This window comes from Paracidovorax sp. MALMAid1276, assembly GCF_049198005.1.
GTDB lineage: Bacteria > Pseudomonadota > Gammaproteobacteria > Burkholderiales > Burkholderiaceae_C > Acidovorax.
In genome coordinates, this window is record NZ_JBMIRS010000237.1 from 14,027 (window position 1) to 35,494 (window position 21,468).

A 21,468-nucleotide genomic window follows, 5' to 3' on the forward strand; every position below is an offset into this window, starting at 1 on the left:
CTATCAAAATTGAATCATCCAGGTCAAACCACCTGGAACCGCTCACGCTGAGCCTGTCGAAGCGCTGCGCCAGGCTTCGACAGGCTCAGCCCGAACGGGTGTTGCGAGTTCGTCCGTGCCGACTCCGCCGGGCGAGCCTCAGGGGGGCAGCCGCATGACCGAACTGCTCGACATCCTCGCCAACCCCGCCTTCTGGATCGCCACGCTGCGCGTGGCCACGCCGCTCATCCTGGGCACGCTGGGGGTGCTGCTGTGCGAACGCGCCGGGGTGCTCAACCTGGGCATCGAGGGCATCATGGTGGCCGGTGCCTTCACCGGCTGGCTGGCCGTATATGCCGGCTACGGGTTGTGGACCGGGGTGCTGGTGGCAGCGCTCACGGGCGCGGTGTTCGGCCTGCTGCATGCCTGGCTCACCGTGGGGCTGGCGCTGTCGCAGCATGTGTCGGGGCTGGGCATCACGCTGCTGGCCACGGCGCTCAGCTACTACGGCTACCGCGTGAGCTTTCCCAAGGTCAACACGCCCCCCACCATCGAGCCGTTTGCCGCCATGGACTGGCTGCCCATCCCCGTGCTGGCCGACCAGACACCGCTCACGCTGCTGGCGCTGCTGCTGGTGCCGCTGCTCGCCTGGGTGCTGATGCGCACGCCGCTGGGCCTGGCCGTGCGCATGGTGGGCGAAAACCCGCAAGCCGCCGAGGGCCAGGGCATTCCGGTGGCGGCCACGCGCACCGGGGCCATCGTGGCAGGCTCGGCGCTGATGGGTGTGGCGGGCTCGTTCCTCACGCTGTCGGCGTTCAACGCCTTCTTTTTCAACATGGTGAACGGGCGCGGCTGGATCTGCGTGGCGCTGGTGGTGTTTGCGTCCTGGCGGCCCGGCAAGGCGCTGCTGGGCGCGCTGCTGTTTGCGTTTTTTGATGCCCTGCAACTGCGCCTGCAGCAGGCGGGCGATGCGTGGCTGCCCTATCAGGTGTACCTGATGCTGCCCTACCTGCTGTCCATCCTGGCGCTGGTGCTGGTGGCGCGCAAGGCGGCGTATCCGCAGGCGCTGATGAAGCCGTATCGCAAGGGGGAGCGGTGAGACGGAGCGAGTGAACCCGCCATGTCCGCTCGGCCCCTCAGGATTCCATCACGCCTTGTGGTCCGACCACACGGCCAACTCGTTGCCACTGGGCTCGGTAAAGTGAAAGCGCCGCCCTCCTGGAAAGTCGAACACCGGTTTGACGATGTGGCCCCCCGCCTGCACCACCTTGGCCAGCGTGGCTTCAAGGTCTGCGCTGTAGAACACCAGCAAGGCGCCGCCAGAGGCCGCGGTGGAGCACAGGTCCGCCTGAAAGAAGCCTCCGTCCAGCCCCTGGCCCGAGAACGCGGTGTACGCCGGTCCATAGTCCACGAAGACCCAGCCAAAGGCCTGTTCAAAGAACGATTGGGTGGCAGGCAAATCACGTGCCGCAAACTCGACGTAGTTCAGCTTTTCATGTGCGTTCATACGAGAAACCTTTCTTCGCAAGATCCCGCAGTGTGCCTGCGCGACCCGCCAAAAATCTACACTCCATCACCATGCTCGACCTGCTCATCACCCACGCCACCCTCCCCGACGGCCGCCAGAACATGTCCATCGCCGTCCAGGGCGGCCGCATTGCCGAGGTGACCGAGGGCCTGCAGGCCCCCGCGCACGAAACGGTGGATGCAGATGGTCTGCTGGTGAGCCCGCCATTTGTGGACGCGCATTTCCACATGGATTCCACGCTGAGCTACGGCCAGCCGCGCGTGAACGACAGCGGCACGCTGCTGGAAGGCATTGCGCTGTGGGGCGAGCTCAAGCCCACGCTGACGCACGAGGCCATCGTGCAGCGCGCGCTGCAGTATTGCGACATGGCCGTGGCGCGCGGCCTGCTGGCCATTCGCAGCCATGTGGACACCAGCCACGACAGCCTGCTGCCCGTGCAGGCGCTGCTCGACGTGAAGCAGCGCGTGGCGCCCTACCTGGACCTGCAGCTGGTGGCGTTTCCGCAAGATGGCGTGCTGCGCAGCCCGAGCGGGTTGGCCAACCTGAAGCGTGCGCTGGACTTGGGCGTGGACGTGGTGGGCGGCATCCCGCACTTCGAGCGCACCATGGCCCAGGGGGCGGAGAGCGTGAAGATCCTCTGCGAACTGGCAGCCGCGCAGGCCAAGCGCGTGGACATGCACTGCGACGAATCCGACGACCCCCACTCGCGCCACGTCGAAACCCTGGCGTTTGAAACCCAGCGCCTGGGCCTGCACGGCCGTGTGACCGGTTCGCACCTCACCTCCATGCACAGCGTGGACAACTATTACGTGAGCAAGCTCATCCCGCTAATGGCCGAAGCCGACCTGGGCGTGGTGGCCAACCCGCTCATCAACATCACCCTGCAGGGCCGCCACGACACCTACCCCAAGCGCCGGGGCATGACGCGCGTGCCCGAGCTGATGGCGGCGGGCCTGACGGTGGCCTTTGGCCACGACTGCGTGCTGGACCCGTGGTACAGCGGCGGCAGCGCCGACATGCTGGAGGCCGCGCACATGGGCCTGCACGTGGGCCAGATGACCAGCCAGGCAGCCATGCGCCAGTGCTTTGATGCGGTGACGACCAACCCCGCGCGCCTGCTGGGGCTGGAGGGCTACGGCCTGGCCCCGGGCTGCCATGCCGACTTTGTGCTGCTGCACGCACGCAATCCGGTGGACGCCATCCGCCTGCGGGCGACGCGCCTGGGCGTGTGGCGGCGCGGGCAGCGCATTGCCAGCCAGCCCGCCCCCACGGCATCGCTGCGCCTGCCGGGGCGGCCAGAGAGCGTGGAATTTTTGTAACCCGCCACTGGCCCGCAGTACCCGCAGTGCGCATAGCACGGGGGCACGAAGTGGGGGTCCTGCAAGCCAGTCCAAATTTTGGATAAAAACAGGCTCGACCGCTTATCCATCAAGCGCTGATAGCTATCAATTTGGCAGCAATACCTGTGCAACTTCAAAGGCCGACAGGTGGTTGGCCAGGTGCATGGCATGGGCCTGCTCGTACTGCGCGCGGTGGAGCGCACCATAGGCAAAGTGCGGCTGCAGCGGCCCGGTGTGGGCGCCAAAGTCCGCCACGGCCTGGCGCAGGCGGGCCAGGGACTGAGCGGCTGGAGCGCTGGCATTCAGGGCCGGTGCGCCGGGGATGGGCTCGGCCAGGTTGTGGCTCATGCGGCCGCGCCAGGCAAACGCCGCAAACGCCGCCGCACCCAGCGTGTCCTGGAACCAGGCCGGCTTGGGCTTTGGAAAACCTTGCATCGAGAACTCGATGCTCTGCGCGCAATGCGCCAGCGTTTCGGACCAGCTCCAGGCCGTGGCGGTGTCCAGAGGCGCCGCTGCGCCCGCTGCCAGACGCTCGACCTCGGCCATGGCCTCGCTGAGGCGGCCGAACACCAGTTGCCGGTCGTGCGCCGGGCGGTACAGCAGGGAATAGGCCACTGCGCCCGCGCCCACGGCCCCACCGGCTGCAGCCGCCAGCGCGGCACCGGAGCGCATGAACGAGCGGCGCGTGGCAGCGGGCCCTGGAGTGTCCGGGACGGCCGGGGCGGCAGGGGTGAACGCGGGGGATGAGGGGGATGCACCGGAGTCCGGTGAAACGCCAGGAGGTGTTGTTGCCATGCGGGGACAAGCTCACTTGCACGTTGGGATGGCGTGTGAACGCCGAGGCGGCGATTTTGCGGCGACACCGCGCCGCCCCACCGTCAGCCACCCGACACAAGCCGCACAGCCTTGCTGACCTGCGGCGAGTTGCACTGCTGCCCCGCTGCCCTGCTGCCCTGCTGTCGGCAGGTGCAGCGGCTCACGCGGCGGCAGAAAGGCCGACTGCGGGTTTCGCTGGCGCGGTCGCACTCATCTCCACGCGGTTGCGGCCCCGTTGCTTGGCCAGATACATGGCCTCGTCGGCCCGCTGCAGGGCGGTGTCGGGCGCATCGGCGGGGCCGGCCAGCGTCACGCCGATGCTCACCGTGACCCGAAGCAGCGCGACTGCGCCCGCGCGCACCGGGGTGTTCTCGACCAGGGCGCGCAAGCGCTCGGCCACGGCCAGCGCACCTGCGCCGTCCGCGTTGGGCAGAAAGATGCCGAACTCCTCGCCACCCAGGCGGCCCATCGCGTCTTCCTTGCGCAGGCAGCGCTGTGCCACGCGCACGAAATGGCGCAACACCTCGTCGCCACACTGGTGGCCGTGGCTGTCGTTGACCTGCTTGAAGTGGTCCACGTCCAGCACCAGCACGGGCAGAGGCTGGCCGGTTCGCTGGGCGCTGCTGATGGCCTTGTCGAGCAGCGTCAGAAAGGCGCGGCGGTTGAACACATTGGTCAGCGGGTCCACCTCGGCCAGGTGGCGCAGCTCGTTGGTGATGAACTCATTGGTCAGCATCACGGCTCCAAAGCCGATCAGCACCAGGGCACCAGTGGCCTCCAGCACCACGATGTACGAAAGTGCCGACAGCAGCGCCCCTTCCACCGGTGGCTGGGGCAACACCAGCGCAAACGCCAGCGGGCGAATCAGCACAAACACGCCATGGCCCCCCACAATGCCCGCCAACAGGTAGCGCGCAGGCACCCGGTGAAAGCCGCCGTGCGCCAGCGTGCGTGCAGTGAGGATGAAACACACCCCAGTCATCAGCCCCAGCAGCATGAAGCGCACGCCGGGGTCGTTCCGCTCCACTGTGAAATAAAGGGCCGCCGCCGTGAGCCCCGCGAGCGCCAGAGCCGCCACGCCGTGCGGCGGCGGCGACCGGCCCATGTAGGCGCGGCTGCCCATCCAGCACAGATACCCGGTGAGACTGACGCTCACCTGCGCCACGAACACCGAAACGGCCACTGGAACCCAGTCGCGGGCCAGCAGGCTGGCGCTGAACACCGAACTGCTGACAAAGGCCAGCACCCACACCCGAAGCCCCGGTATCTGGCGGTTGAAGCACCACACCGCAAACAGAACGACGGTGACCAGCACCGACAAAAGCGCCGCGAGGATGATGAGGGTGGGGCTGTGCACGGAGGACTATGCTGAGTGCGGTGGGCGGGGGCCCGGTCGGCGACGGGCGTGTGGCAGGCGGCGCGTGGGGGGTTTAAGCAGTATGAGGAGCGTGGGCCCGCAGTTGGCGCCATGTTACCCGAGCCCTTACGGCAGTCTCACGCCCACCACGGCAAAGCCTCCGGGCATGGGCACAGGCAGGGCACCTCCCATTGCGCCCCTGTTCTGCCCCTGTTCGGCGTTAACGCGCGCCGATCAGCCCTGCACGTTGCACTCGCGGCGCAGCAGCGCCAGCGCGTCGTGCAACTGGTAGTCCATGTCGCTGAGCAAGGTTTTCTCGGCGTCCTGCACAAAGCCGGTCCACAGCGCCAGGTAATCCTGCTGGTGCAACCCGGGCGCGTGGGTGCGGATGAAATCGGCCGCCAGCGTGGGCTGCAGGCCGGACTTGCGCGCCTTGCGCACCAGGCTGGCGGCGGTCTTCTCGGTCAGCAGGGTCTTCTTGGGCACACCGGCGGCCACGCACAAAAACAGGGTCAGCAACGAATGCTCGTCATCGTTGCCCTCGGTGGCCCGGGTCCAGGTCTTGGTGGCGGGCTGGGGCGGCTCGGCGTCTTCGTCCAGCGTGTCCAAGCTGTGGTGCAGGGCCTCGACCTCGGCCAGCGGGTCGTCCAGCAAAAAGTAGCGCGCACGGAACGCCGCCATGGGCCGCAGCAGGTTGCGCAGCGGCGTGGTGGACTGCAGCAGCTTGGGCAGGTCGGCCAGCACGGCGCTGCAGTGCGCCGCCACGGCATCGTGCAGCGGCTGGGGCAGCCCGGGCGGCAGGCGCAGCGCCGTGGGCACGGGCACCTTCTTCTTGCGCAGGCTTGTCACCAGTCTTTCAAACGCGGGGGCGCTGGGCCATTCGCCCGCCGCCATGGCCTGCGGGGCCAGGGCCTGCATCAGCAGCCCGGTGCGGATCACGGCCTCAGCGTCGGCCCCGGCGGATTCCAGCTCGTCGGTGTCCAGGTCGTACTGCGCGGCCAGCCACTCGGCGGCGGCAATGGCCTCACCAATCTGGCTGCGCCGGGCCAGCTCGGCGCGGTAGTCGGCATGGCTGCGCAGCGACCAGGCGGCCAGCAGCGGGGTTTCGGCATCGGCATACCCGGCCATGCCGAAGTTGCTGCTCTCGGGCATGGCGATCAGGCGCTTGAGCATGTCCGAGCCGCCCTTGGACCGCGACAGAAAGGAGTTGTCGCGCAGCGAAACCGCCGCCTTGGCCAGGTCGCCGCCCGTGGTCTCCAGCAGGTACAGGCTGATGAGGTTGACCATGCGGTCGCGCGCTTTTTCCAGCTCGGGCCGCAAAAACTCGCTGCCAAAGTAGCGCGCAATCTGCACCATACCCTTCGGCGCATCGGTGTGAATGGCCGCCAGCCGGTCCGCATCCAGGATGCCGTGCTGCACGCCGTGCACCAGCGCCTTTTCAAAAAAAGGACGGGCGTCGTGCAGTTGCAGTGCATTCGCTGCTGCAGCCGGCTGGGCATCAAAGGAAGGCGTATCGGGCTGGGTCATGTGGATATCCATCGCGCTTCGCGCTGCTCATGGGCTATGAAACTGTCGCGGCCCATACCAGGACCGCCGCGCAAGGGCCGCCCCGCCGCGCTGGCGGTGTCCCCCTTCCCGAATGGCGCAGCCGTTCGAGAGAAGGGGGAAGGCGCGCAGCGCCTCAGGGGGTTGTTTCTAGATCGCGGATTCTTCGTCGGAACCACGTGCGGCCGGAGTGGCCTTGCCCCGGTCGGTTTCGCTGGTCTCGAACTTGCCGTCGTCTTCCTCGGCGGGCGTCTCGTCGCCCTCTTCCAGGCCCAGGTCAAAGGCACGGGCCTTGGCGCGCAGCACCAGTAGCATCTCGATGAACAGGTCGCGGCATTCATAGCGCAGCAGCCAGGCCATCTGCATCCAGTCGCGGTCGGCCACTTCGTCCTGGTCCACGCGCGGCTGCACGTAGCCCGAGGCCAGCAGCTCATCGTCGCTCAGCGTCACACCGTAGTCTTCGGTCGCGTCAAAGGTTCCGGTGCGGGCAAAGGCCTCCACGCGGCTCCACTTCTCGGCAAAGTAGTTGGCCAGGGCCTCGGCGCCGCCCTCCAGGTCGCCAATGGCGGTCAAAAACTCCACCGGGTCGGCATCGTCGCGAAAGACCACGGCATTGACCATGTTGCGCAAATGCGTGTGGGTGAGGTCCTTGTACTGCTTCTCCAGCACCATGGCGCGAGCGAACTGCTCGGGCGTGACCAGCATGTTGACCACGGACGCCTTGGAGTCGTCGTACTCGCGCATCACGGCCAGGATGTCCTTGGGCGCCAGTTGGTCCAGCACCACCATCAGCGCGCCGTCGCCGTCAGTGTCGGCCAGCTCGGCCAGGGCCGATTCGGCGCCCACGATGTCACCGGCCGCAATGAGGCTGGTGGTTTTGGTGATGAGGGCGAGGTGGTTGCGGTCACTCATGGTCATTCTTTCCGGTCGAAGCCTGCGTCGGCCAGCCAGTTGGCGCTGGACTCTTCGCGCGTGCGGCTGTTTTGCGGGTCCACCGCATCGTCGGCGCTCAGTGCGTTGTAGTCGTCGTCGTGCTCGGCGGCGTCTTCGCCGTCGTCCTCGCCATCGCTGTCGTCATGCATGGCCGATGCAGGGGCCATGCGGGCGTGTTGTTGCAGGTATTCGAGCCCCGCAGCCACGGCCATGAAGCGCGCACCTTGCGGCTCGCGCAGCACCGTCTGCGCCAGGCTCTGCGCCCAGGGCTCCAGCGCCACCGCGTGGGTCAGGCTGTGCCAGTCGGGCAAGGCGTCCACGGGCTGGCCCAGCAGGTGCTCGACGGCGGCAGGGTTGGTGAACCGAAAGCCCCGGTGGAACACCACGGCCACCATCTCCGGGGCCAGCTCCATCATCTGCACCAGAAAGGCAATTTCGTTGCGCTTTTCGGCCAGGCGTTTGCGCAGCACATCGTTGCCTTCGGAGTCGGAGACCAGGTCATCCAGCTCGGCCTGGTAGGCGGAACGCAGGTCATGAAAGTAGGGAGAAAGTTTCACTGGGGAGAAGAGGAAGAAGAAAGGATGCGCGCCGAATAGGCCTGCCAGATCTCTTGCGCGGTCTGCAGCGGGTCGTCCAGCAGGTTGCGGCGGCGGTTGTCGTCGTAGGCCTGGCGGGCTTCGTCGTCCGACAGCACCTCGTAGGCCTTTTGCACCAGGGCAAAACGCTGGGCGGCGTCGGGCGCGTCGTTGCGGTCGGGGTGGTAGAACGCGGCCTTCTGGCGATAGGCCTTTTTGATGTCGGCCAGCGACGCATTCGCCGCCAGCCCCAGCGCACCGTAGTGGTCAGCAGCAGTCATGAAGCAGGATTCGCAGGGTGGGTGGCAAACAAAGACCGGCACCGGCCATGCGGCACATGGCCAGCGAGAGCCTGCATCAGCCCCCCAGGCTCACGAACACGTTCTGCACGTCGTCGTTGGCGTCGATGGCGGCCAAAAAGGCTTCCACTTCCTCCAGCTGTTCGGGCGAGAGGTTGGCCGGGTTCACCGGGTTCTTGGGCTTGTAGCCCAGCTTGGCGGTCAGCACCGTGAAGCCCTGCGCGGGCAAGGCGCGGCTCACCAGGTCCAGGTCGGTCGGGTCGGTCCAGAAGACGGTGGTGCCTTCTTCGTCGCCCGCTTCAAAGTCTTGCGCACCGGCTTCGATGGCGGCCAGCTCGGGGTCGGCATCCGCATTGGCAGGCTCGGCTTCGATGATGCCCACATGGTTGAAGTCCCACGCCACCGAGCCGGAGGTGCCCAGTTGCCCCTTGCGGAACAGCACGCGCATCTCGGGCGCCGTGCGGTTGACGTTGTCGGTGAGGCATTCGACCATCACCGCCACCTGGTGCGGGGCAAAACCTTCGTAGATCACGCGCTCGTAGTTGACGGCATCGGCACCGGTGCCAGAACCTTTCTTGATGGCGCGCTCCAGCGTGTCCTTGGGCATCGATGCCTTGCGGGCCTGCTCGACCACCAGGCGCAGGCGCGAGTTGCTGGCTGGGTCGGCGCCGCCGCGTGCGGCCACGGTGATTTCCTTAACCAGCTTGCCAAACAGCTTGCCCTTGGCATCGGCCACCAGGGCCTTGCCTTTTGCTTTCCACTGCGCGCCCATGGGGTTCCCTTTGTGTGTGGGGGTTGGTGAGGGGTGTTTGCCGCAGGTCGCCCCGCGCGGCAAAACCCTATATTTTATCCGGTGCCCTGCAACCCTGGTTGGGGCCGGGCCAGCGTGTAACCTCGGCAGCAACCCCCACGTCCCCGTCCTCACCCGCCCTGCCCCGTTTTCCAGACCCCCACCCCATGCTCAACACCCTGTGGCTCGGCTTTTTCATCACGGCGGCTGTGGCCGCGCTGGCGCAGTGGCTGGTGGGCGGCAATGCCGACATCTTCTCGGCCATGGTGCAGGCGCTGTTCCAGATGGCGAAGCTGTCGGTGGAGGTGATGGTGCTGCTGTTCGGCACCCTCACGCTGTGGCTCGGGTTCTTGCGCATCGCCGAAAAGGCGGGCCTGGTGGACGCCCTGGCGCGCTGGCTGGCGCCGCTGTTTGCCAAGCTCATGCCCGGCGTGCCGCGCGGCCACCCGTCGCTCGGGCTCATCACCATGAACTTTGCGGCCAATGCCCTGGGGCTGGACAACGCCGCCACGCCCATCGGCCTGAAGGCCATGAAGTCGCTGCAGGAGCTGAACCCCGAGCCCGACACCGCCACCAACGCGCAGATTCTGTTTCTGGTGCTCAACGCCTCATCGCTCACGCTACTGCCCGTCACCATCTTCATGTACCGGCTGCAGCAAGGCGCGCCCGACCCGACGCTGGTCTTTCTGCCCATCTTGCTGGCCACGTCCGCGTCCACCCTGGTGGGCCTGCTCTGCGTGGCCGTGGTGCAGCGCCTGCCGCTGTACAGCCCCGTGGTGCTGGCCTATCTGCTGCCCGTGGCGCTGGTGCTGGGTGGCTTCGTGGCGCTGCTCACCACGCTCAGCGCCGCCGCCCTGGCCTCGCTGTCGTCGCTGCTCGGCAATCTCACGCTGTTTGCGCTGGTGGTGCTGTTTGTGGCGCTGGGCGCGTGGCGCAAGGTGCCGGTGTACGAGGCCTTCATCGACGGCGCGCGTGAAGGCTTTGACGTGGCCAAGGGCCTGCTGCCCTACCTGGTGGCCATGCTGTGTGCGGTAGGCGTGTTTCGCGCCTCGGGGGCATTGGGCTATGTGCTCGATGGCATCCGCTGGTGCGTGACCACGCTGGGCGCCGACGCCCGGTTTGTGGACGCCCTGCCCACCGCCCTGGTCAAGCCGTTTTCGGGCAGCGCGGCGCGCGCCATGCTGATCGAGACCATGCAGACCCAGGGCGTGGACAGCTTTGCCGCGCTGGCCGCCGCCACGGTGCAAGGCAGCACCGAAACCACCTTCTATGTGCTGGCCGTGTACTTCGGGGCCGTAGGCATTCAGCGAGCCCGGCACGCGGTCGGCTGTGCGCTACTGGCCGAGTTGGCGGGTGTAGTGGCGGCGATTGGGGTGAGCTATTGGTTTTTTGGGTGAGCGCGCCCGGGCGACAAAGGGCAAACGTGCTGCAGTTGGCTGACCCGCCCGTGAAGCCAAACGGCGGCCCCCTACCGACACCCCGTGCAAGACCCCAGTACCTGAGCAAAACTCCGATACAAAACAACGACCAATCTCACGTTTTGTTCCACCAGTCCCACCGCGCCTGCGTCTAGCATGCGAGCCGCTCGGACCTGGATGGCAGACGGACTGCACAGCGGTTCTGCGGGGCCGCGCCGGGCATCGGCCACCACACACAACATCGGCAGGCAAACCCAAGATCATGGAAACCCCAACCGCAGCTAAAGACAAGTTTCAACAGTGGGCAGAAGGCATCAACAATGCCGCCCCCGGTGACGTGCGCTGGAACCAGTGGGACTGTGAAGTCCAGCTCGCACTCAGCGAGTTCAACCAGCACTTGCAGGGCGTCGCAAACTACGTTCCTCCAGACTGGCGCTTCATCAAATCCATGCTGTGGGTGGAATCCGGGGCGGGCAATGCGCAATGGCGCATCAAACCCATGCAGATCGGTGTCGCGGGCGACCCTGGGCTCAAGGCGTTTCTGTCGGGCGAAGAAGGTGGAGAGCTGATCCTGCCGCCCCTCTGGCGCGGCCGCCTCACCATGGACTCTGCCCGCACCATGCCCGCCCACAACATTCGGGCAGGCATCGGCTATCTGCTGATGCGCATGGCGTATTTCGAACACCAGGAAGTGCCCTCTTCAGACCCTGCGATCCACGAGACGTCCGTAAAAAAAGGGGACAGCCTGAGCCGCATCGCCCAAGAGCAAGGCACGACGGTCGGCATGCTGCAACGCATGAATGCCAACACGGCGGTGCTGCGAATCGGCCAAAGGCTGATCTTCAAGAAAGCCTCCATACAACGCGTGATCACCGGCTGGCGCCCCCTGACGTCGCAATTGGCCCTGACCCGCTACAACGGCGAAGGCGACCCCCACTACGCCCGCAAGCTGGACCACGCCATGGCGGTAGTGCGGGCTGGCAAGGAAGTCTCATGCGTTCCCTGATGGCTGCCGCCTGTTCCCATCAACGCCTCGCCTTGTCGGTGCTGTGGGCCGTGTGCGCGCTGGCAGCCCCCGCCAGCGCGATCGCGTCTGTCCAAGACTGCGACGCATACTCCCAGGCGGACAGGCTCACATGCCTTGGCAAAGCAGCCGCCGCCAGCGAGGTCGAATTGACGCAGGCACGCACCGCGTTGGCATCCGCCATCGACCGCTGGGACGAAGATGCCAAGTACAAAGCGGCAGCCCGGCGCCAGCTGGATGCCGCAGACCAAGCGTTTGCAAAGCACCGCACTGCACACTGCAAGCTGCAGCAGGCCCTGGGTGGCGGCGCGGTCGGCAATGGGCTGGAAATGCGCCGGTTGCTGTGCGTGGGAGCATTGAACACCGCTAGGGCTGCGCAGCTGTCGGAAATGGCAAAGGGGTTGCCGCAACGATAAATACTCAGTCCATTACCCGCTCGCGCTGCGACAACACCAGTCTGCGCGAGTTCAACGACTGCTAAAGGTTGGCGGCGGTCATGCGGGAGGCGTACGCGAATGAGTACTATCGGCCACAAGCGGACACTCAGTTAATACAAAGAATGAACCTCATATTTCGATGGCGTGAAATACAAGGAAGACCAAGAGCCAGCTGTGTTGCAGATATCGACTTGGCAGGAGGATTCAGTCCGATCGCTCGACTGCTCGATTGTGGTGTTCCCGGGCTTGGGGGAAGTTTGAATGATTGGCTTCGTGAGGGTATCAACCTAGCAGTCGCAGCGGAGCAACTTCCTTTGGGTGCTCCTCCGTATGGCTGGAGTGGCAGTGAATGTTGTGCCGAAATTGGCGGAGAGCTAACCAGCGTGTCCTATTTATATGAAAGCCGATTTGAAGAGAAAGTGCTCACAAGTGATTTTCGACATACGCTCGAAAAATGGCTGGATTTCCAACAGTCTGGGCCCGGCTCGGTTGTGCATCAACACATGATTGTGACTCTCTAACGATGGCGCTGCTATCAGCTCTTGGTTCGATGCAGAATCCGCGCTGTAAGGCCGGACCCGGCCAAAAGCGGCCACTTCGGGAGCTTGGGCAACTACATGGATGCGCTGTTTGAACTGGCTTTAATTCTGGCGCTGCACTGGCGTATTGGGCTCTTAACTCTCGTCGCGGTGGGCATCGCGGTTTTTCTAGCGGCGACATTGAGCTGGTTCACCGGTTGGTACGGCATCATGTTGATACTGCTCAGCTTCGGTGCCGGTATGCTTTGGGAAGGTTCTGCTCAGCGAGCCAACCGCATCGTGGCGGGAGCAACAAGAAGAAAGACGTAAAGGCAGAAATCGGCCAGAAGCAGCCGACGACAGCTAGATGAAGCAGACGCTCGACTTCAAAGGTAAACAGCCTGCAACAAGTTGAGCCACTCGCTTTCTAAGTATGGAGGTTCATGAAGAAATTAGGCACCAGCCCACGCCGAATCTTCTTCTCCCAAACTTCGACCCACGGGCTGCCCATCCTCCAGAAACCTAAACATTGATGAAGGAATGCAATTACTTCCTCTTTTTTTCCTAGCTCTACCAATTCTTTGGCTAGGCGCATCGTTGGGCCAAATGACCTAAGTTGCGGCGAGCCTCGGTTCCTCGCAGAAGTGTGGAGTTCTTGGAGCGCAAGCTCAACATCGCCTCGACGCAATGCAAGGAGACCAAGAACCGTATGGCCCGCAAACAGGGCATTTCCGGCGTTCCAGTTCTCTTCAAATAATGAAGCAAGCTCAATAGCCCTGTGCGCGATAGCCTCTGCTTCAGAAAAATTTCCCAGGTCGTAGGCACCAAAAGCAGCAGCAGCGACCGCGTAGAAGGCTTCTTGTTGAGTAGTTGCCTTTTTCCACTCGGAGAACGAAATGGTAGCCCTCGCCAATCGCGCCTTCCTCATGCGCCGATGCATAGACGGTGTTATCAAAAGACGCTCGCTCTCGACCTCCCAGCTGACTCTTTTCACGCGGCGTTTTGGCATTGAAATCTATGACGATCTTGTTCTAGCAACCCGCAGGATAAACCGGTTGCGCTGACCGCTTTGCGCAGCGGTGCTCAACGTTGCCTTCTGGCCCGTAGCGGCCGCTCAGATCAGGCGCTTGGCTGGCGCGAAATTAATGCCCTGCATCTGTCGGCAGAGCGCTCAATGAACCAGCCCCGGCGAGCAGTGCAATGCATTCTTTGGCGCGTCGTATGCCTCTTTCGGCGATTTCCCCCCTGCAAATTTCCTCCAGCATTCGAGCCAGATCAGCCGCATCATTCCAATTCAATGGGTCAGACTTACCTGTAACCTGCTCGGAAAACGAGGGAGTTCCGTATCCGGTCCGCCTCCCCAACTCGCTTAGCTTTACTGGCAACCTGAGAGTGAAGATTTGGCCTCCTTTTCCTTCGAGCAGCAGGAAGTAAGAGCCTGCCGTCCCGCAGGACGTCAGCCATTGCAATACGAGCAATCCATGGAAATTTCATAGAGTTGGAATCTTCTAGTGGGGCTGTCGTCGTGATGTCTACTTCGGAGCCCGCTTTTGGCCGATAGTACGCGTTCGATGAAGCAGGTCGGGTGGCTGCAATCGCTGCGTAGCCGTCATTCGTCCGCACAGCCCGTACATCACGTCAAACCGATCTGTGAGAAAGGGCTTTCAGCGTTAAATGTCTAGCGTTTTTTGGCTCCAGCGCTTAACCATCAAGCGCTAACAGCTATAAATTTCATAGCCATCAACACCATCAATCGGCAGCCTCGCTTGCGCGCTCTCGATGCCCACTTTCGACACCCCAGTCACTCCGGCGCGCTCAACCCTTGCTCCCATTCCGCCAACTGCTCATTCGTCGCAATCAGCCGCCCCACCAGCAGCTTGATGAAGGCCTTGTCAAATCGTGACTGCAAGTCCTCCGACGCTTCGCGCAGCGCGGGGTTGCGCACCTTGAGAACCAGTACCTCGGTTTCGGCCACGGCGGTGGCGGTGCGCAGGCGGTTCTCGGGGTGCAGGTAGGTCATCTCGCCCAGGGTGACGCCGGGGCCCAGGGTGCTGAGGGTCCAGCCCTGGCGGCTGACGGCGACCTGGCCTTCGATGAGGATGCAGAACGAATCGCCGGGCGTGTTCTCGCGCATCAGCACGGTGCCCTGCTCCAGGCGGCGCCAGTTGCCCAGGCGCATCAGCTCCCACAGCGCCACGTCATGGAAGTCGGCAAAGAACGGCAGTGCGCGCAGGGCGGCAAAACGCTCGGCCTCGGTGTCTTGCGAGCGTTGGCGGGGCAGGCTTTGGTGCGCGGCCAGCAAGGCCTGGGCAAAGGCGTCCCAGGTGGCAAAGCGGTCGGCGGGCTGCTTGGCCAGGGCGCGCAGCAGCACCTCGTCCACATGCGGGGGCAGCGATGCGCGCAGCAGACTCGGTGGTGTGGGCGCCTCGTTGCTGATCTTGTAGAGGGTGGCGAAATCGGTGTCGCCGTCAAAGGGGCGGCGGCCGGTGAGCAGCTCGTACACCACCACAGCCAGCGAGAACATGTCGCTGTGGTGCGTGAGGTCGTGCTCGCGCACCTGTTCGGGCGACATGTATGACGGCGAGCCCACCAGGCCCGACAGCTGCGTGGCGTCGCTGCGCAGCGACAGCGCGGCGCCGAAGTCGGTCAGCTTCACGTCGCCATCTCGCGCCAGCATCAGGTTGGCGGGCTTGATGTCGCGGTGCACCAGGCCTTCACGGCAGGCGTAGTCGAGCGCGTTGCAGCACTTGTAGGCAATGTCCAGCACCTGGGGCACGGGCAGCAGCGTGTCGGGCGTGGCAAAGGCCGACAGGGGCTGACCGTCCACATACTCCAGCACCAGATAGGGCGGCAGCGCCTCTTCGTCGGCGTCGAGCAGGCGCACGATGTGGGGGTGGCGCAGGCGGGCGGACAGCGCGGCCTCGTTGCGCAGCAGCTTGCGGTAGCGCTCGGCCTGCTCGGGCTGTTTGAGCAGGTAGGCATGGGTCTGCTTGATGGCCACCTTGCGGCCCCGAAAGCCGTCGAGCCCCAGGTAGACGATGCCGCTGGCACCACGGCCCAGTTCGCGCTCGATGCGGTACTTGCCAATGTTGGCGGGCGGTGCCGACGTGGCGGTGGTGGCAGTGGTGGCCATGGCGGGGCTCCCGGAGAGGGTGGGCGAGTCAGGCGGGGTCAGGCTCCGGCCAGCGCCTGTTCAAAATCGGCCAGCAGGTCTTCCACCTCTTCCAGGCCCACCGACAGCCGGATCATGCCGTCGGCAATGCCCATGGCGGCGCGCACATCGGGGCCGGCCTCCCAGAAGATGGTGTGAGCCACGGGGATGATGAGCGTGCGGCTGTCTGCCAGGCCCGTGGCCTTGATGGGCAGCTGCAGGCGGTTGCACACGGGCAGGCACTGGGCTGCGTCGCGCAGCTCGAACGACAGCAGCCACGAACCCGCCTTGAGGTGCTTGCGCGCAAAGGCGTGCTGGGGGTGCGATTCAAGCATGGGGTACAGCACGCGCGAGATGGCAGGATGCGCCTCAAGGTATCGCGCCAAGGCCAGCGCGGTGGCGCTGGTGCGCTCCATGCGCAGGGTCAAGGTTTCAGCGCCCAGAGCGAGCTGCTGTGCGGCATGGGACGACAGCGTGCCGCCCATGTCGCGCAGGCCTTTCTTGCGCAGCTGTTGCAGGCCCCAGCCCTTGCCATCGCCCTTGCGGTAGGGCGCAAAGATGTTGGGGTAGCCCGACCAGTCGAACAGCCCTGTGTCGGTCACGGCGCCGCCCAGGGCCGCGCCCTGCCCGCCGATGCTTTTGGTGAGCGAATTCACCACCAACCCCGCACCCACAGAGGAGGCACGGAACAGGTAGGGCGATGCCACGGTGTTGTCCACCACGTACAGCAGCCCGTGCTGTTGGCACAGCGCGCCAATGCCTTCGAGGTCGGGGATCTGCGTGCCGGGGTTGGCAATGGTCTCCACAAACACCATGCGGGTGTGGGGACGCAAGGCGGCGGCCACGTTGGCGGCGTCGGTCACGTCGACCATGGTCACTTCGATGCCCAGGTCGGCCAGTGTGCCAAACACGCTGTTGGTGTTGCCAAACACGAACTGGCTGGCCACCACGTGGTCGCCCGCCTTGAGCAGCGTGAGGAACACCGCGCAGATGCCCGCCATGCCGGTGGCAAACGCGATGGTGCCCTGCCCGCCTTCCATCTGCGTGATCTTGGCCTCCAGCGCCGCCGTGGTAGGCGTGCCCTGGCGCGCGTAGTTGAAGCCGCCCTTGGCCGTGCCCTGGAAGACGGCGATCAGGTCTTCGACCTTTTCATAGCCGTATTGCACGGACGTGTGGATGGGCTTGTGGATGGCGCCGTGCTCAGCGCCGCCCAGGCGGTCGGCGTGCACGATCTGGGTGGTGAATTGGTGGTTGGTCATGGAATTTACCGGTCCGGAGCGATGTGTTCGGCGTAGTCGTAGAGGGCGCCCAGGATGTCCTGCGCGCGGTCGTCGTCGGCGGTTTCGGAAAGCGCGTCGATTTCAGAAAACAACTGCTCCACCGTGCGTGCCCCGCCCTGCCCGTCAAACAGGCAGGCGGCGCGGTGGGCCTCCCAGCGCTCGGCCTCCTCGGGCAAAAGGGTTTGCGGAAAGTTGCGCGCGCGGTAGCGCCACACCAGCTCGCCCAGACGCGGGTCGTCAAACCCCGTGCGGGCAGTGGCCAGCTTGGCGCCGGACAGGCTGCGCAGGTCGTTCAAATGGCGCCGGTCGTTGTTGCCCACAAAGCCGCCATACAGGTCCTGGTCCACATCGGGCGCGGGCTCTTGCGGCCGGGCAAACACGGCGGGCCAGATGCCGCTCATGTCGGGCAGGCAGCGCGCCACATCGGCGTGTGCGGCGGCCTGCGCCAGGTCGATGCCCCAGCGCTGCGCCAGCGCGGGGGTGAGCGTGTTCACGTTGCCCACCACCATGGGCGACTTGTTGAGGTGGATGGTCTTGATCGGCAGGCGTGCCACACCTTCGGGCAGGTCGGCCGCGCGGGTGAACATGCGCAGGCGGAGGTCGTCCACGTTCAGCGTGGCCAGCTCGCGCGGGTCGTGGGCCAAGTCCCACGCGATCAGCTCGTTCTTGTTGGTGGGGTGGCTGGCCAGCGGCCACATCACGGCCAGGCAGCCCCGCTCTGCCGGGAACATGCCCGACACATGCAAAAAAGGCCGCGCCGTGGCTGCGGTGGCGGGCAGGCGCAGCTCGGCGGCCACGCGGTCCTTCTTGTGCAGGCCGAGGGCAAAGTCAAACAGCTTGGCGTTGTGCTGCCGGATGAGGCGGGCCAGCGCGATGGTGGCGCGCACGTCCGACAGCGCATCGTGCGCGGCTTCGTGCACCAGGCCGTTGGCCTTGGAGAGGTGTTCCAGCTTGAAGCTGGGCGCGCCGTCGTCCTTCTTCGGCCAGGTGATGCCGTCGGGCCGCAGCGCATAGGTCATGCGCACCACGTCCAGCAGATCCCACCGGCCGCACTGGTTCTGCCACTCGCGCGCATAGGGGTCGATGAGGTTGCGCCAGAACATGAAGCGCGTGATCTCGTCGTCAAACCGGATGGTGTTGTAGCCCACGCCGATGGTGCCGGGCTGGGCGAATTCGGCCTCGATGCGGTTGGCAAACTCGCGCTCGGGCAGGCCTTTTTCGAGGCACAGCTGGGGGGTGATGCCGGTGATGAGGCAGGCCTCTGGGTCGGGCAGGTAGTCGTTGGCCGGCTGGCAATAGATCATCAGCGGCTCGCCGACCTCGTTGAGCTCGGCATCGGTGCGGATGGCCGCGAACTGCGCGGGGCGGTCGCTGCGGGTGTTGGCGCCGAAGGTTTCGTAGTCGTGCCAGAGAAAGGTGTGTGCGTGCATGGCAAAAGGGCGGGAACAGCCGCCCAATGTAACCGGTTTTAAAGTGTTTTTGGCCCCCAGCGCATATCCATCAAGCGCCAGCAGCTATCAAATCCATAGTGCAACACACAGACACATGGGGCATGCCAGCGCACGGGACAATGCGGGCATGCCTGTTGCACTCCACACTATCCTCCGCCCCCTCGCACTGTGGCCGCTGGCCGCTGCGCTGGCCCTGTCGGGCTGCGCCTCGGCAACCGCCCCAGGCTCTGCGCCGATAGCCCCTGTGGCGGTGCCGCCCTTGGCCACCGCCCCCGACAGCCCCCAGCAACCCGCTGACTTTGCCGCCTGGCGCGCAGGCTTCGCGCAAAAGGCGCTGGCCGCCGGCATCAGCCCCGCCACCGTGCGCGACGTGCTTGGCCAGGCCCAGTGGCTGCCCCGCGTGGTAGAGCTGGACCGAGCGCAGCCCGAATTCACCCGCCCGCCCTGGGCCTACCTCGACAGCGCCGCGTCGCCCCAGCGCATCGCCAACGGCCAGGCCAAGCTGGCCGAGCAGCGCACGGCCCTCGACGCCGCCACGTCCCGTTACGGCGTGCCGGCGCCGGTGCTGACGGCCATCTGGGGGCTGGAAAGCAACTACGGTCAAAACTTCGGCAGCTTCCGCACCGTGGACGCCCTGGCCACGCTGGCCCATGAGGGGCGCCGCCGCAGCTGGGCCGAAGGCGAGTTGCTGGCCGCGCTGCGCATCGTGGATCAGGACCACATCAGCGCCGAGCGCATGGTGGGGTCGTGGGCTGGCGCCATGGGCCACACACAGTTCATGCCCACGGTGTTTCTGGTGCATGCGGTGGATGCCGACGGCGACGGCCAGCGCGACATCTGGGGCAGCATCCCCGATGTGGCTGCGTCTACCGCCCATTTTTTGGCCCGCTCGGGCTGGCGCAGCGGCGAGCCCTGGGGCACCGAGGTGCGCCTGCCGCCCGGGTTTGACCATGCGCGCGCCGAGTTGAGCGTGCGGCAAAGCGCCGCGCAATGGGCCGCAGAGGGCGTGCAGGGCATGCACGGCCAGCCGCTGCCCGCGATGGCCGAAACCTCCATCCTCGCCCCCGCAGGCGCGCGCGGGCCGGCTTTTCTGGTGGGGCCCAACTTCCGCACCCTGCTGCGCTACAACAACGCTATGAACTACGCACTGGGTGTGGCGCTGCTGGCGCAGCAGATCGACGGCGGGCCCGGCGTTGTGGCAGCCTGGCCGCGTGACCTGCAGCCCCTGTCGCGCGAGCAGGTGCGGACACTGCAGACCGCCCTGAACCAGCGCGGTTTCGACACAGGCACCCCCGACGGGGTGGCGGGCCCCGCCACGCGCGGCGGCCTGCGGCGCTACCAGCAGAGCATTGGCGCCGTGGCGGACGGCTATCCGACGCTGGAGCTGCTGCAGCAGCTGACTGCGCAGCCCTGAACGAGCACCCAGCCCGTTCACACCAGGTTCTCAGGGCGTGACCAGCCCGTCCATGCGCACGACCTCAAAGTGGCGTCCCAGCACCAGCCGCAGTTCGGATTTGAGGCGGTCGTTGTTCCAGCGTTCGTCGGGTGCTCCGCTCAGGAACCAGTTGGAGCCGTTGTCGGCCACCATCATCCCGTGGGTCTTGAGGGCGGTGAGGATGGCGCGGCTCTCGGCCGAGAAGCCTTCAGGAATCACATAGCTGGCCTTCAGGCGCACGCGCATGCCCATGGGCGGCAGGTTGGCGCTGGTGTTGCTGGACGCCCAGTGCGTAGCTGGCGGCACATAGGCGCGACGCGTCTGGCTGACGGTGAAGCGCAACGCATGCCGGATGCCGCCCGGCCCGCGCGAGGCCTCGTCGTAGCGCACCAGGCCCGGGAAAATCGGCAGACCGGCTGCATCGGCGCTGGTCCAGCGCGGCTGCGCCGTGGGGCGCACGTTGTTGCTGTCCAGGTGAAACACCGCACCGCCCGAGGCGCGCCAGCTGCCGTCCGGCTGGGGGTAGCTGTTGCCGGTCTCGTACAAGCGGTGGTTGTCGCGGTCGACCACGATGACATGGCGATCGCCCGCACTGGCCGGGCCGCCTTCGATGGGCGCGTCGCGCGGAATGGGGTACGGCCCCGGGTCGCTTTCGTCCGCATAGTCGGTAAACCTCACCGTCACGCGCGGCTGGCTGCCTTGCACCACCACATACGGAATACCGATGGGCGCGCCCTCCCACAGGCCCGATCCAAAATCCGGGAACAGTCCGCGGTCCAGCCCGATGCTGGCAATGAGGTTGTCGGAATTCGGGTCGACCGGGTGGGTGCTGACGTCTGCATTCCAGGCGTTGTCGGCCGGAAACGGCACGGCGCCGTTCAGCGATGCGCCCACACCCAGGGCCGCACCGCGCAGGTCGCCATAGGTGGACGCCCCGGGGGCCGGAGAGGGGGGTGCCGGGGCTGGCGCTGCGGGGCTGGGCGCGGGTGACGGGGCATCGCCGCCCCCACCACCTCCGCAAGCCGCTACCGCCGCGCCCAAGCTGATGAGGGCGATGTAGCGGCCCAGGGTGCCCAGACGCCGGGCTGTGGTGGCGCTGTGTAGAGGGAGGGTTGTCTTCATGGGCGTCTCCGTGAACCAGCGCGCAGTATGCTGCCGCCCCGCCGCGCCAATGTTCGGAAACGTTTCACGCTTATGTGCCTTCCATCATGAAATCGGGAGCAGCGCGCCCCGTTGCTCAATGGAAAGCAAGAAGCTCCATCAGAGCCCGGTGCTGCGCCGCACGGCGTCCTCGTGCAGCGACTCGTTGAGCTGGTCAACGATCACCGCCCACACGGCGTCGGCCTTGAGCTGCTCGGACAGAAACTGGCGCTGGGCATCGTTCCAGTAGGGTGCGTCGGAGACCGGGACACCGGCATCAAGCTGGTGGTCCTTGATGAACTGGGCGATCCCCTGCTCACTCTCGTCCAGCCCCAGCTGCAGGAAAAGGTTGGTCATGGTGGGATGGGTCGTGATCATGGGTTCTCCTGTGGTTGCCAAAAAAATGGATCGTTGTTTTCACTGGCTAGTTCAACGGTTCCTCGTGCGGGAAA

At 65.6% G+C, this 21,468-nt stretch carries 22 protein-coding genes; 8 read left to right on the top strand and 14 right to left on the bottom strand.

Annotated elements, in window-relative coordinates; translation table 11 throughout:
* The first annotated feature begins 154 nt into the window (after positions 1-154).
* Positions 155-1,078: an ABC transporter permease gene (locus ACOQFS_RS19435; protein WP_421564466.1), complete on the top strand. Its 924-nt coding sequence runs from the start codon at positions 155-157 to the stop codon at positions 1,076-1,078.
* Between the two features lie 48 nt (positions 1,079-1,126).
* On the opposite strand, the gene ACOQFS_RS19440 is transcribed toward ACOQFS_RS19435, so the two are convergent.
* Positions 1,127-1,486: a VOC family protein gene (locus ACOQFS_RS19440; protein WP_421564467.1), complete on the bottom strand. Its 360-nt coding sequence runs from the start codon at positions 1,484-1,486 to the stop codon at positions 1,127-1,129.
* Positions 1,487-1,557: 71 nt separating this feature from the next.
* Between ACOQFS_RS19440 and ACOQFS_RS19445 the strand changes: the two genes are divergently transcribed.
* A complete protein-coding gene (locus tag ACOQFS_RS19445) occupies positions 1,558-2,826 on the top strand; it encodes an amidohydrolase family protein (protein WP_421564468.1) in 1,269 nt (422 codons plus the stop codon).
* A gap of 126 nt (positions 2,827-2,952) precedes the next feature.
* Here the strand turns inward: ACOQFS_RS19445 and ACOQFS_RS19450 are convergent, their stop codons facing one another.
* From ACOQFS_RS19450 to ACOQFS_RS19480, 7 genes are all read right to left on the bottom strand, one after another.
* Positions 2,953-3,519 carry a DUF1569 domain-containing protein gene (locus ACOQFS_RS19450; RefSeq protein ID WP_421564469.1) on the bottom strand — a complete coding sequence of 189 codons (567 nt, stop codon included), beginning with the start codon at positions 3,517-3,519 and terminating at the stop codon, positions 2,953-2,955.
* Between the two features lie 304 nt (positions 3,520-3,823).
* Entirely contained in the window at positions 3,824-5,020 is a 1,197-nt protein-coding gene (locus ACOQFS_RS19455) for a GGDEF domain-containing protein (protein WP_421564470.1), read from the bottom strand.
* 234 nt (positions 5,021-5,254) lie between these two features.
* The gene (locus tag ACOQFS_RS19460; RefSeq protein WP_421564471.1) at positions 5,255-6,547 is read right to left on the bottom strand and encodes a hypothetical protein; all 1,293 of its coding nucleotides are present in this window, start codon (positions 6,545-6,547) and stop codon (positions 5,255-5,257) included.
* A 168-nt stretch (positions 6,548-6,715) separates the two neighbouring features.
* Positions 6,716-7,477, bottom strand: a complete 762-nt coding sequence (locus ACOQFS_RS19465; protein ID WP_421564472.1) for a hypothetical protein — start codon at positions 7,475-7,477, stop codon at positions 6,716-6,718.
* A 2-nt stretch (positions 7,478-7,479) separates the two neighbouring features.
* Positions 7,480-8,055, bottom strand: coding sequence for a hypothetical protein (locus tag ACOQFS_RS19470; protein WP_421564473.1), 576 nt, complete (start codon positions 8,053-8,055; stop codon positions 7,480-7,482).
* The gene (locus tag ACOQFS_RS19475) at positions 8,052-8,354 is read right to left on the bottom strand and encodes a DnaJ domain-containing protein (protein ID WP_421564474.1); all 303 of its coding nucleotides are present in this window, start codon (positions 8,352-8,354) and stop codon (positions 8,052-8,054) included. The genes ACOQFS_RS19470 and ACOQFS_RS19475 overlap by 4 nt, the downstream gene beginning before the upstream one ends.
* A gap of 76 nt (positions 8,355-8,430) precedes the next feature.
* On the bottom strand, positions 8,431-9,144 hold the full coding sequence (locus tag ACOQFS_RS19480) for a YebC/PmpR family DNA-binding transcriptional regulator (protein ID WP_421564475.1): 714 nt from the start codon (positions 9,142-9,144) through the stop codon (positions 8,431-8,433).
* Positions 9,145-9,329: 185 nt separating this feature from the next.
* Between ACOQFS_RS19480 and ACOQFS_RS19485 the strand changes: the two genes are divergently transcribed.
* The 5 genes from ACOQFS_RS19485 (at position 9,330) to ACOQFS_RS19505 (ending at position 12,889) form a co-directional block, all read left to right on the top strand.
* Positions 9,330-10,559 carry a nucleoside recognition domain-containing protein gene (locus ACOQFS_RS19485; RefSeq protein WP_421564476.1) on the top strand — a complete coding sequence of 410 codons (1,230 nt, stop codon included), beginning with the start codon at positions 9,330-9,332 and terminating at the stop codon, positions 10,557-10,559.
* A gap of 283 nt (positions 10,560-10,842) precedes the next feature.
* Positions 10,843-11,586 (top strand): LysM peptidoglycan-binding domain-containing protein, encoded by a 744-nt coding sequence (locus ACOQFS_RS19490; RefSeq protein WP_421564477.1) that lies wholly within the window; start codon positions 10,843-10,845, stop codon positions 11,584-11,586.
* Positions 11,574-12,020 carry a lysozyme inhibitor LprI family protein gene (locus tag ACOQFS_RS19495; RefSeq protein WP_421564478.1) on the top strand — a complete coding sequence of 149 codons (447 nt, stop codon included), beginning with the start codon at positions 11,574-11,576 and terminating at the stop codon, positions 12,018-12,020. The genes ACOQFS_RS19490 and ACOQFS_RS19495 overlap by 13 nt, the downstream gene beginning before the upstream one ends.
* 143 nt (positions 12,021-12,163) lie before the next feature.
* Complete coding sequence (locus ACOQFS_RS19500; protein ID WP_421564479.1) at positions 12,164-12,562, top strand: hypothetical protein; 399 nt, start codon at positions 12,164-12,166, stop codon at positions 12,560-12,562.
* A 96-nt stretch (positions 12,563-12,658) separates the two neighbouring features.
* Positions 12,659-12,889, top strand: coding sequence for a hypothetical protein (locus ACOQFS_RS19505; RefSeq protein ID WP_421564480.1), 231 nt, complete (start codon positions 12,659-12,661; stop codon positions 12,887-12,889).
* Positions 12,890-12,986: 97 nt separating this feature from the next.
* Here the strand turns inward: ACOQFS_RS19505 and ACOQFS_RS19510 are convergent, their stop codons facing one another.
* From ACOQFS_RS19510 to sbcB, 4 genes are all read right to left on the bottom strand, one after another.
* A complete protein-coding gene (locus ACOQFS_RS19510) occupies positions 12,987-13,487 on the bottom strand; it encodes a hypothetical protein (RefSeq protein WP_421564481.1) in 501 nt (166 codons plus the stop codon).
* Positions 13,488-14,360: 873 nt separating this feature from the next.
* Positions 14,361-15,692, bottom strand: coding sequence for a protein kinase domain-containing protein (locus tag ACOQFS_RS19515; RefSeq protein WP_421564482.1), 1,332 nt, complete (start codon positions 15,690-15,692; stop codon positions 14,361-14,363).
* Positions 15,693-15,730: 38 nt separating this feature from the next.
* Entirely contained in the window at positions 15,731-16,969 is a 1,239-nt protein-coding gene (locus ACOQFS_RS19520; RefSeq protein ID WP_421564483.1) for a cystathionine gamma-synthase family protein, read from the bottom strand.
* Positions 16,970-16,974: 5 nt separating this feature from the next.
* Positions 16,975-18,420, bottom strand: coding sequence for an exodeoxyribonuclease I (gene sbcB / locus ACOQFS_RS19525; protein ID WP_421564484.1), 1,446 nt, complete (start codon positions 18,418-18,420; stop codon positions 16,975-16,977).
* Between the two features lie 148 nt (positions 18,421-18,568).
* On the opposite strand from sbcB, the gene ACOQFS_RS19530 reads away from it, so the two are divergent.
* Positions 18,569-19,855, top strand: coding sequence for a lytic murein transglycosylase (locus tag ACOQFS_RS19530; RefSeq protein WP_421564485.1), 1,287 nt, complete (start codon positions 18,569-18,571; stop codon positions 19,853-19,855).
* Positions 19,856-19,885: 30 nt separating this feature from the next.
* Here ACOQFS_RS19530 and ACOQFS_RS19535 read toward each other — a convergent pair whose 3' ends face one another.
* Together ACOQFS_RS19535 and ACOQFS_RS19540 are read right to left on the bottom strand one after the other, a co-directional pair.
* Entirely contained in the window at positions 19,886-20,998 is a 1,113-nt protein-coding gene (locus tag ACOQFS_RS19535) for a hypothetical protein (RefSeq protein ID WP_421564486.1), read from the bottom strand.
* Between the two features lie 138 nt (positions 20,999-21,136).
* Positions 21,137-21,394 carry a DUF2789 domain-containing protein gene (locus ACOQFS_RS19540; protein ID WP_421564487.1) on the bottom strand — a complete coding sequence of 86 codons (258 nt, stop codon included), beginning with the start codon at positions 21,392-21,394 and terminating at the stop codon, positions 21,137-21,139.
* Between the last annotated feature and the right edge of the window lie 74 nt (positions 21,395-21,468).